Origin of the sequence: Enterovibrio nigricans DSM 22720 (assembly GCF_900167155.1) — a bacterium.
In the GTDB taxonomy this organism is placed as follows: domain Bacteria; phylum Pseudomonadota; class Gammaproteobacteria; order Enterobacterales; family Vibrionaceae; genus Enterovibrio; species Enterovibrio nigricans.
The window spans coordinates 1-10,306 of record NZ_FUXU01000107.1; the positions used below are offsets into that span (position 1 = coordinate 1).

General features: G+C 40.5%; 10 protein-coding genes and 2 pseudogenes. 6 read left to right on the forward strand and 6 right to left on the reverse strand.

The window, feature by feature from the left end; translation table 11 throughout:
* Nucleotides 1-235: pseudogene (locus tag B5D35_RS21020) on the forward strand (IS5/IS1182 family transposase); the annotation flags it as partial.
* A gap of 13 nt (nt 236-248) precedes the next feature.
* Here the strand turns inward: B5D35_RS21020 and B5D35_RS21025 are convergent.
* Nucleotides 249-533 (reverse strand): hypothetical protein, encoded by a 285-nt coding sequence (locus B5D35_RS21025; protein WP_139367822.1) that lies wholly within the window; start codon nt 531-533, stop codon nt 249-251.
* Here B5D35_RS21025 and B5D35_RS21030 point away from each other — a divergent pair.
* From B5D35_RS21030 to B5D35_RS21035, 3 genes are read left to right on the forward strand one after another with little or no spacing between them, the layout of a single operon-like run.
* Nucleotides 512-3,883: a type I restriction endonuclease subunit R gene (locus B5D35_RS21030; RefSeq protein ID WP_078754445.1), complete on the forward strand. Its 3,372-nt coding sequence runs from the start codon at nt 512-514 to the stop codon at nt 3,881-3,883. The two genes, B5D35_RS21025 and B5D35_RS21030, sit on opposite strands and share 22 nt — an antisense overlap.
* Entirely contained in the window at nt 3,884-4,147 is a 264-nt protein-coding gene (locus B5D35_RS25315; RefSeq protein ID WP_269809131.1) for a YgjP-like metallopeptidase domain-containing protein, read from the forward strand.
* Entirely contained in the window at nt 4,125-4,586 is a 462-nt protein-coding gene (locus B5D35_RS21035) for a YgjP-like metallopeptidase domain-containing protein (protein WP_269809132.1), read from the forward strand. Before B5D35_RS25315 ends, B5D35_RS21035 begins: the two co-directional genes overlap by 23 nt.
* Nucleotides 4,587-5,280: 694 nt before the next feature.
* On the opposite strand, the gene B5D35_RS21040 is transcribed toward B5D35_RS21035, so the two are convergent.
* Nucleotides 5,281-6,567, reverse strand: a complete 1,287-nt coding sequence (locus B5D35_RS21040) for a hypothetical protein (protein WP_078754446.1) — start codon at nt 6,565-6,567, stop codon at nt 5,281-5,283.
* 116 nt (nt 6,568-6,683) lie between these two features.
* Here B5D35_RS21040 and B5D35_RS21045 point away from each other — a divergent pair, with 116 nt between their 5' ends.
* Nucleotides 6,684-6,956, forward strand: a complete 273-nt coding sequence (locus B5D35_RS21045; protein WP_078754447.1) for a helix-turn-helix transcriptional regulator — start codon at nt 6,684-6,686, stop codon at nt 6,954-6,956.
* Nucleotides 6,957-7,432: 476 nt separating this feature from the next.
* On the opposite strand, the gene B5D35_RS21050 is transcribed toward B5D35_RS21045, so the two are convergent.
* The 3 genes from B5D35_RS21050 to B5D35_RS21060 all read right to left on the reverse strand — a co-directional run bounded on the left by B5D35_RS21050 (nt 7,433) and on the right by B5D35_RS21060 (nt 9,249).
* Nucleotides 7,433-8,008, reverse strand: a complete 576-nt coding sequence (locus B5D35_RS21050) for a recombinase family protein (RefSeq protein WP_078754448.1) — start codon at nt 8,006-8,008, stop codon at nt 7,433-7,435.
* Between the two features lie 153 nt (nt 8,009-8,161).
* Nucleotides 8,162-8,347: a hypothetical protein gene (locus B5D35_RS21055; RefSeq protein WP_078754449.1), complete on the reverse strand. Its 186-nt coding sequence runs from the start codon at nt 8,345-8,347 to the stop codon at nt 8,162-8,164.
* A 560-nt stretch (nt 8,348-8,907) separates the two neighbouring features.
* The gene (locus B5D35_RS21060; protein ID WP_078754450.1) at nt 8,908-9,249 is read right to left on the reverse strand and encodes an HNH endonuclease; all 342 of its coding nucleotides are present in this window, start codon (nt 9,247-9,249) and stop codon (nt 8,908-8,910) included.
* Here B5D35_RS21060 and B5D35_RS21065 point away from each other — a divergent pair.
* Nucleotides 9,248-9,997 (forward strand): annotated as a pseudogene (locus tag B5D35_RS21065) (IS30 family transposase); the annotation flags it as partial. The gene B5D35_RS21060 and the pseudogene B5D35_RS21065 overlap by 2 nt on opposite strands.
* Nucleotides 9,998-10,070: 73 nt before the next feature.
* Here the strand turns inward: B5D35_RS21065 and B5D35_RS21070 are convergent.
* Nucleotides 10,071-10,306: ATP-binding protein (locus B5D35_RS21070; protein WP_170915239.1), on the reverse strand; the 236-nt coding region annotated here is incomplete at its 5' end.

The window sequence follows — 10,306 nt, forward strand, 5'->3', positions numbered from 1 at the left end:
CAATTTAGCAGTAGGTTGTCAAAAGCTCTACGGCTCCAACAAGAAGTGGAAAAAGCGGTATGGCTATCACAAGCGCTCACTATCAGAGACAGCAATGTACCGAGTAAAACAGCTGCTAGGTGGGAAATTAAGCCTAAGAAATTACAATGCTCAGGTTGGCGAGACTTACGCTATGATCAAAGCGCTGAACAAGCTTACAGGACTGGGTATGCCTGAAACTCAGTATATTGCTTAAGAACCGAACAACTTTAGGCTGCCATGTCTTCCAACCGAATTAAGCAACAAAGCCGATGAGAAACTAAATCTTCTCGAAACACAAAAAGCCGAAACGCAGCAATTAAAAAAAGGCTTAATGCAAAAGCTGTTAACGGGTGAATGGCGAGTTCCGTTAGATAACCCAGAAACGGCTTAACCATTCGAGTAATGATGCCTTCAACAGAAGGCATCTCATTAACAAACCGAATTAATAAGAACAATAAAAAACCAATAACAATAAAGAAAGGAATGCGCCATGTCAGATCAGGCAGAATCATCAAAACCAGAACTCGTTGGGGTAGAACGCCCTGCAATTGAGTGGCTAAAAAAGCTCGGCTATACCCACATAAAAGGAAGCCAAGTTGAACAGGCACACAAAACTGAACCTGTGATTTTAGAAGAGATACTGACTGATCGACTGCATGCGCTTAACCCTTGGCTTGCCGAAGTGCCTAATGGCGCATACAAGGCTATAAAGCAACTGCGTGATATCTGGTTTACGCATAATAACGACTTAATGCTTGCCAACCACGCATTCTGGAAAGATGTACTCTTCCAATCCAACCTACAACAAAAAGATAAACATGGTCAGCCTCGTAGCATCCGCTTTATTGATCAAGCAGGTGCCGAGGGTAACGTATTCCATGTTGTAGACCAATACATTGGCAAAAATGCCAATGAGGAGCAATTCAAGCCCGATCTACTGTTGTTCATCAATGGTTTACCACTCGGGCTTATCGAGTGTAAAAATAGCGCCATTAAGCTTAGCAAGGGCATTGCCCAAATCGATGGCTATCAAGGCTCTTTTACCCAGCATTTCGCGTTTAACATGGTATGTGCCGCCATTAACCGTAGCCAAGCCAAATACGGGGCAATTTGTGCTTCAGAACAGTTCTATCTGACTTACAAGTTTGACTCGAAAAAACCTGACAAGAACACGGTTCTAGAAGCGTTAGAAAACCTGCTGGGTAAAACACCATCCGAGCAAGACAAGCTGCTGTGGGCACTGTTTGAACCATCTCGTTTCGTTCGTCTTGTTTGCTTCTACCCGATGTATGAAGTGGAAAAAGGCATCATGATTAAAAAACTACCGCGCTATCAACAATGGCGTGCGGTAGAGAAAACCTTGCTACGCTTACAAGGTCGAGATCCAGAACTACTGGGTAAAGAAATTGGTGGTGTGGTTTGGCATACCCAAGGCAGCGGAAAATCGCTCACGATGGCACTACTAGCTCGCCTAATGCGTGCGGAAATTTCTGGCTTTAATAACCCTAGCATCTTGGTTCTTACTGACCGTACTGATCTCGATCGCCAAATTCATAACACTTTCACCAATGTCGGTCTTGAATCTGCTAAAGCCAGTTCTGTTGCAGGCTTAGAAGCTCTGCTAAGCAATGATTATGGCGCGATTTTCACTTCTACAGTGCAAAAGTTTCAAGAAAGTGATGGTAAGCAAATTAAAGCAGCGAAAGAAACGGAAGATGAAGATGCCACAGCAGACTCAAAAAGCCGCGTAAGACGAGTATTACGTAAAGATAATGCAGGCAATGAACAGTGCTGGATCTTAAAGGAGAACAATGTTCTTTACGGTCACACAGACGCGAGTGGTAATCATCAAAAAGCCAAGTGGGAACTGATCAGTGAAGAGAAAGTTGATTTTCGTGTTTTGAGCACCAAGCCAAACTTCTTCGTAATGGTTGATGAAGCTCACCGCAGTCAATACGGCTTCTTAGCGGCATTTATGCGAGCCTCTTTACCCAATGCCAAGTTCATTGCGTTCACTGGAACGCCCCTATTCAAAGACGATAAAGAAACCTTGGGTACGTTCGGTGGAAAAGACTACATCGATACCTACCGACTCGACGAGGCGGTTGCTGATGGCGCAACACTTCCGATCAAGTATCTTGAAGGCATGGCGCAATGGGGCAGTGACGGAAAGCTGAAACAAGCCTTTGAAGACCAGTTTGGGAAAGAACCTCTCGCTCGCAAGAAAAAGCTCAAACAAGAGTTATTAAAAAAACGCCGAGGGGCTATCAGTCGTATTGAAGAAAATGCGCTTCACTTGGTTGAGCATTTCTTATCTAGTGTGCGTCCTCGTGGCTTTAAAGCGATGCTGGTATGTGATGGTCGTGATATGGCTGTTCGCTATAAAGATGTTCTGAACCAAATCATGCAAGAACGTAAAGACAAAGGTCTGCCGACCTTTGAAAGCCGAGTGGTTATCTCGCTTGGTAGCATGACAGATAAGCGTACTGGTATCAGCGAGCAGCAAGCTCACTACGCGGCTGGATCTACGTCAAAGCTCGAAACCATCGAAGAACGTATTAAGCGCGAAACCAAGGAAGGGAAAACACCAATTGCAGTTCCCTCTGAAGACATTCCAAACTTGGTAAACGAAGAGTTTAAGCTGCCGTACGGTGATGAATCAGAAAATACCAAAGAAGAAACCAAATTCAACAATATCGGACTAATCATCGTTTCTGACATGCTACTCACAGGATGGGATGCCCCTATTATCAGCACTCTCTATCTTGATAAGCCATTAAAGGAGCACACCCTACTCCAAGCTATCGCCCGCGTTAACCGTACTCGTAAAGGTAAGAAAGCGGGTTATATCGTCGATTATTTTGGCGTTGTTGAATACCTTGATGAAGCACTCAAAGTGTATGGCGGTGATGTACAACCTGAGCAAGTATGGACAGATGTAGAAGCGGAGTTACCAAGGCTACAAGCTGCTCTTACTAAAGTCGTGGATATACTGCCTAAAAAACATCACCCAGTAAAACAGCCTGAGCCGTACAAAGAGGATGCCGATCTCTACTTAGACCCAGACGCTCGTTTAGATGTTGTTGAGGATTTTCTCGTTGCTCTAGCGGAGTTTAATAGCCGCTTAGATATCGTCTTACCTGACGAGAGAGGAGCGCCGTATCAGCCTTACTTCAAAGTGCTCAATGAGATCAAACTGCAATTACGCAATAAAATGCCTGATAGTGCAGATGCAGTTCGTATCACCGCGTCTGAATCAGAATTGCTGAAAAAAATGCTCGACGACCATATCGAGGCAAGTGAAGTAAAAAGTCTGCTAGGTCGTGAAGTATCTATCCTAGATGCTGCCGATATGGATCTACTGCGTAAGCAAAAGAGCGCAGGCAGTGCTGCACTCGTCATGAAAAATAAACTCAAGCACACCATCAAGACGGGTAAAGGTAAAGATCCTGCTTTCTTCGGTGATCTTGAGGAAGAGTTGGAGAAGCTCATCCAAGACGAGCGTGAAGGGCGTATTGAGCAGGCTCTATTCCTAGAGCAGCTAGAACTCTTTGCTCAACGAGTGCGTGATAAAGATGCGAAACCGTCTGAAATGGGTTTAGCTACAGCAACCGAAAGAGCCGTCTTCAACTACCTTGAAAAACAAGTAGATGAAGCTGAAGCACTTGCCTGGACGAAAGGTATCTTTAACCATCCTGATATCGCTGAAGTCATGCTGTCACCGATTTGGAAAAAACAGACCGATATTCATAATGAGATCAAAAAGACGATTCGTACCATATTACGCGGTCTTGGAGGTTGGGACATGACGGTAGCACGACAGCATTCTGCGGAAATTTTTAATATCATGAAGAATAACTAAATGCCAATTTATCAATATGGAACAACAGAGATCGAATGGGTATTTAAGTTAGACTCAAAATTAGCCCATCACTACATCACTGTTGAACGTGGTAAGAAGGTACTTCTACGTGGGCCTGACGTACCTGAAGAAGAACAACAAGCGTTAATTCGCTACAGGGCGCGTTGGATAAAACAACGACTAGCTGAGGTTAACCAACCTCTCAAAGAAGAGATAGTCACGGGTAGCCGAGCACCGTACCGTGGTCGCACGTTTTATTGGTGAAGTAATCCCCGCCCCCGATCTCTCTAAGGTTGAAATTAGCTTTACTCAGAGTAGATTCAAGGTTCTTTCACCAGAAGGAACTTATGTGAGTCGTAATTTGTTTAAAGCGGCATTAGAACGCTTTTACAAGCACAAAGCACAAGAAAAGATTGGTGCTCGTCTCCGTTACTTACAGAAAGAAACAGGGTTGGAAGCGACAACATTTCGCATCAAGAGGTTTGATGCAAGGTGGGCAAATTGTACTGAGAACAATGTTCTTGAATTTCATCCTCGATGCATGGAATTTTCGAATAAAGCGATGGATTACGTGATTATTCATGAACTTTGCCATACGGTTGAAAAGAGTCACAACAAGAACTTTTGGAAACTTATTGCAAAACATTGTCCAGAATGGAAAGAGTTGCATGATGAAGTCGAACATTCTGGCATGGTTCTATAGTAGTAATGCTATAATTTAATTAGATTTTTTAGCCAGCAACCCGAGTGAATTTTTATTGAAGTATTTAATTTCGTTATTTTAACGATTATACATAAATTATTTTCAAGTCAAGCTTAAAAACATCTTGATTAAAGAGATATGATTACATATATTAAATCTGTAGCCAAGAAGCTTACCTAAAATCTAAAATCTAAAAAGTGGTTTAAAGATTTAATTTACAACTAATAATACATAATCTTTTTAAGGGCAATGTAATTTCCATCTCACAGGTGGCTTAAAGAAATACTTTTAGTAGTAAATAATTAACTAATCTATCCGCTAATAGATGGTTACATTTCCGCGCCAACAGGCGGTCAAGCGTTGGATAAGAAGGTCGAGTTAATCTCGGCCTTTTTTATTTTCAATAATAATTTAAATAGTATCGAAAATAAAAAGTAAATATTTGGTAGAACCATGTTCTGACGTAACCTATAGCTTTATATAGTTCCAAGATTCTATTTGACAAAGATACGAGGAACACTGTTCTTCGAAATAGCATTGTTAACCAAATTCAACTTTCTCTTAAAATGGTAAGAACAATAATTTAATCTAGATGATTGCTGAGACTCCTTATTTATAAATACATTATGAACAATTCATTCCTTGAATAGAAAGCCAGCATTCACCAGCTTTCTTTTCATCGAATGATTACTCATCAATCAATTAATTCTTGAACGCCAGTAAAGTCCAGATTACCAACTTTCCCATCTTTAACGGTTACTGGAATCGAACCATAAATGCGATCGACATCAGCACTTACTGGAGCCACTACATAGCCATCATACTCACCATCTGGAACTTTAGGAAGAAATGCGTACTTTGATTGATCTCGAGAAATTGTGCCTTTAGCAACAGCATCTTCAGTTCCTTTTCTCATTAATAGCACTTGGTCAACATCTAGGTTAACGTCATCTGTATACGATCCTGAAATCTCTTTAGCATTCAATTGCGCAATAACATTGTTACGGTATAGAGTCGAATCATCTTTAAGATCTGTATACGCTGTCTTAATATCAAGCTCACGCTCTAAATTAGTCATAGCGTGAACAAAGTTATAGCCAATAGAGTTCTCCATTACGGTAAACATCTGTTCAAAGCTCATACCACTGTTAACGTAGAATAGAACATTGTTCTGATACATATCATACATATCATACATATCATACATATCATTAAAGTATGCAGTATGAATCGCCTGATCTTTCATTAGCTCAACTTCATCTTGCCAAGTTTCAATGCCCATTGGCGTTAATGATGTATCACTAATGAAGTCATCCATCTTATGCGTAGTGTTCTTTGGTGGGCGACCAGCAAAGAACTCGGCAGTGCCTTCCATGAACCAACGAGGCATTTCAAAAAACTGAATACTGTCATTTAGTTTCTCGTATTGGAAAACATGGAACAACTCATGCTTAGCTAAAATATAAGAATCAGCAAAGTCACTATGGTTAACATCTATAGTGCTAGGCGAGAACACAAATAGGTTTGCATAACCAGTACCAGTACCTTTTTTTGCATCGTTGTAGCACGCTACCCACTTGCTGCCAGATGTGATGTTTAGGTCACTTGACGGATTTAGCTTGCTGTGAGCAATAAGCTCATTAAAGCCTGCCTGAGTGATTTTAGCAGACTGAATCAACTCATTCTTATCAAAACGGGTAGAATCATCGGCAAAGCCAACCATGAAATGGTCTGTTTCAATGTACTCTTGGTTGCGATCACACAGCATCATTGAAGTGCCAGTTGTAGTTGCAACATTAGCTATTTCGCTTCTGACCTTGGACAAAGACCAATGCTGGATAAGGCTAGTTGAAGGAGGATTTGTTACGCCCCCTCCATTACCCCCACCATTATTATCTGACGAGTTTGAGCCACCATCATCGCTACCACATCCAGAAAGCGCCAACATAACACCTAATGCAATAAGGTTTTTACCTTTCATACTTACCTTTAACAATCGTTGTCTATACTATAATTAACCATTGCACCCGTATAGGTGCAATTCGATTTGATAGTATCTGCGATATTGATTGCACCCAAATAGGAGCAATCATAAACATGAGAGAGATCACAGTTCGAAAGAACATAACTGGTTCAAAAGTTAAAAGTATTAGGCTATCCAAAGAATTATCCCAACAGGATGTTGATCGTATTGCATCATTGCAGGGGATAGACCTAACTCGTAGTAAACTGGCAAAAATAGAATCGGGAATGATACGAGTTACTGATGAAATGTTACGCGACCTTGCAGTCATACTTAAGGTCAATGTTAACGACTTTTTCGAAGCATCAATGTTTCCAGATAGTTTTGAAGTAACCCCTAATAAATAATCGACTTTGTTGCTTAAATTGCAAATCTACGATCTGCTCGGTTACATCTATCCACCATCGTAGCCTAATACTTAAGCCTTGTAACAAAACTAATTTTTCATTGAATAACACAACCTCTTATCCACCTCTCAGCTCTGTTATTGGCGAGTGGTATTCAAAAGAAACCATAAAATTTTACGGTGAGATTGAAATTTCACATCGCCATTTGCAACAACGTAAACATTCGGATTTCTGCTTTTCGAAATCAATGACGAGTTAGAAAAAATATATTGCTGATAAGTATCACCTGTCTAACAATGACATGAAGGTATATAACCACCGCTGAACCAAGTGGATTAAATAGCAGTTTGTTCAGCATACCTCTAACAAGTTTACCTACCATAATACTTTGCGAGTTATTGAACTTGCCGCGTGTGCTGGCCAGCACGCGCAGTAGCAATCGTCAAAAGAAAGGAGGAGAAACCTGTTTTGTGCTCTCACTTGTTCCAGTGCCGCTTAACCGTAGGCAAAGATATGTCCAGTTTTTTCGCTGTTTTTGATTGTGTTAACCCAAGAGCACGACACTCTTGAACTCTTGACGTTGTGTCTTTAGCCTCAGGTCTACCAATAACCTTTCCTTCCGATCGCGCTCGTGTTTGTCCCTCAATGGTGCGCTCTCGGATACGATTACGCTCAAACTCTGCAAATGCTGAAAACATCTGTAGCATTAATCGCCCCTCCGCTGAGCTTAGATCAGCGGTTGGCAAATCCAACGATATAGGTCTGATTCCTTTATCTAACAGCATACTAATCGTATGCTGAACATCAATACTATCCCTGCCTAACCGATCTAGCTTTAAAACAACCAGTTTGTCACCTTCTTCTAGTTTATGCTCAACCAGCATTTTGAAATGACCTCGCTCCATCGCAGGAACACTACCTGATACAGTTTCAGAAATAATACGATGCTCTTGAATATCATATCCTACATTTTTAATTGCTAAGATCTGATTCTCTGTTGTTTGTTCGCTTTTGGAAACACGACAATATGCGAATGTACGTCCCTCAGACATAAATCACCTTTATAATTATTATTTGGTATCATAAGTGGTATCAAAAAGTAAAATGGTATCAACAATTATTGTAGGGTAGTTTTTGATACCAATTTCAACTAACTCTAGTTGGTATCTAAAAACGGATGTTTGTTAATACCACTAAGAATCACTTTAAAATGGATTGAATGTAAGGTTGCTATCTTCAATCTTTCTCTTTGATGACTTATAGCGATTACAGCCATACAAGCCAGGGACACGGTTCTCTTTAACCTGAATATCTTGCTTACTGCTTTGAGAACCTCTCAAAGCTTCTTTTTCATTTGTTTTATTTAAAGATAACGTTTGACCTTTATACATAATAAATATTCCAAAATACGTGATAGTTAATATATACAAATAAGTATCAAATAAAATTCAAATAGTAAAGCATTTAATTCTGCCGCCAATAAATTAAATAATTAAACTAAACAGTAGCTTCATTTAGCAATATTGATCAGGTAATAAAACAAGATCAGTACATGAAACATTTAGGATCCAATTTTATATTTAATAATTTTATTTTTTGTGTTATAACTATTATAACCGTTATAACTATTATAAAGTTATAATTAAATATAAGGAGTGACTGAAAAATTTCATTCTCTTAAAGAAATCAGCAGCCAATCCAGATAAATTTCTTCTGCCAAACTTGGCACATCGACTGTCAATGTTGGCACATTCACTGCCAAGTTTGGCAAAGGTAGAGTGCGACCTAAAATTGAGCCTGTTTTTACACCGCACTTGTGCTGTGCAAAAATTAACCATCACTTGTATATTATTGCCCCACTAGTTTGGCGAAGTTTGTAAACGATTTTAATTCTATAAAGCTACTAAAAATAAACAACGCATAGCAAAACACCACACGTTGCGGATCATTATTATTCGACCATTTTTAAGCCGAAGTGCTTTTCTCGATGGCAATTTGGACAAAGCGCAATCACATTATTTAAAGTATCTTCTCCACCAACTGCTAAAGGAACAATATGGTGAACCTCTAAATATGGAGAGTTATCTTTCTTTCTAGTAAATGGTGCAAACTCCTTACAACATTCACAGACACCTTTTGCTCGAATCAATGCTTCAGCTACAACATCTGGATTTCTTTTATAACATACTCCAGAATTCAGATAATAAGTGCGACACTTCATGGGTAGGATTGGAAAGACAGCCAATTGCTGAAATTGGTATGCTCTTCTGACCAAAGAAACAAGTACCAACATGAAGTATCAACAATTGACTGAAGGTAAAAGATACCAGATTTCAGCCCTTTTAGAACAAGGAATATCAGTAAAAAACATAGCCCTTGCGGTCGGATGTCATCGAGGTTCTGTGTATCGAGAGCTTAACCGCAATACTTTTGAGGAAGAAACCTATTGCCCTCAGTATGCGCAGCAAGCATGTGTAGCGAGGAAGCGTAACGCAACCAAGTATCAAATCCCCTCAGAGCGAGTGGAATTCATCCGATTACTGATTGAACATGACTGGAGTCCAGAGCAGATTTCGGGTGTGTTAACAGGGTCGGGAATGCCTGTCAGTCATGAATGGATTTATCAACATATTGCCGAAGACAAAGTTAATGGCGGCAAGCTCTACAGACATTTAAGGCAAGGCCATAAGCGCTACCGTAAAGGAAAGAGAGTCAAAGCTGAGGTGATTAAGAACGCAGTATCTATCAATGATAGGCCAGCGATTGTTGACAGTCGTGAACGCTTTGGAGATTGGGAAATAGACACTGTGTTAGGCAAGCATGGAACGGGAGCTATTGTCACTCTGTTAGAGCGTAAAAGTCGTTTTTTCTTAATTCAAAAAGTGGATTCAAAATCGGCTAAAGAAGTGGCAGAGGCAACGATAAATTTGTTGATGCCATACAACAAAGAGCATGTCCACACAATAACGGCAGATAATGGGCGTGAGTTTGCTAACCACGAAGACATCTCAGCGGCATTGGAAACAGAGTTTTACTTCGCCCTGTCAACGCCGACTTAAAACTGATCCACTTAGCGACGCTATCGCCGAAGTAAAATTGACCCACCCATGGTAGTTATCCCTGCCTCTCCGATTCATTTTGTAGAACGGTTGGCACTGTCCCTAACGCCCTTTTCCCTTTTAGCCGATAACTCTCTCCACTTATCTGAATGATGTGAGAGTGATGAAGCAGTCGATCCAGCAGTGCAGCCGTGAGTGTGGTGTCATCAGCGAACGCATTTGACCATTGTGAGAACGGTAAATTGCTTGTGACAACCACGCTGCCCTGTTCATATCGTTTTGCGATGACAT

Excerpts from the sequence above, each read along its gene's own strand:
- B5D35_RS21030 (WP_078754445.1), top strand. The coding sequence starts at position 512 with ATGTCAGATCAGGCAGAATCATCAAAACCAGAACTCGTTGGGGTAGAA.
- B5D35_RS21025 (WP_139367822.1), bottom strand. The coding sequence starts at position 533 with ATGATTCTGCCTGATCTGACATGGCGCATTCCTTTCTTTATTGTTATT.
- B5D35_RS25315 (WP_269809131.1), top strand. The coding sequence starts at position 3,884 with ATGCCAATTTATCAATATGGAACAACAGAGATCGAATGGGTATTTAAG.
- B5D35_RS21040 (WP_078754446.1), bottom strand. The coding sequence starts at position 6,567 with ATGAAAGGTAAAAACCTTATTGCATTAGGTGTTATGTTGGCGCTTTCT.
- B5D35_RS21045 (WP_078754447.1), top strand. The coding sequence starts at position 6,684 with ATGAGAGAGATCACAGTTCGAAAGAACATAACTGGTTCAAAAGTTAAA.
- B5D35_RS21050 (WP_078754448.1), bottom strand. The coding sequence starts at position 8,008 with ATGTCTGAGGGACGTACATTCGCATATTGTCGTGTTTCCAAAAGCGAA.
- B5D35_RS21055 (WP_078754449.1), bottom strand. The coding sequence starts at position 8,347 with ATGTATAAAGGTCAAACGTTATCTTTAAATAAAACAAATGAAAAAGAA.
- B5D35_RS21060 (WP_078754450.1), bottom strand. The coding sequence starts at position 9,249 with ATGTTGGTACTTGTTTCTTTGGTCAGAAGAGCATACCAATTTCAGCAA.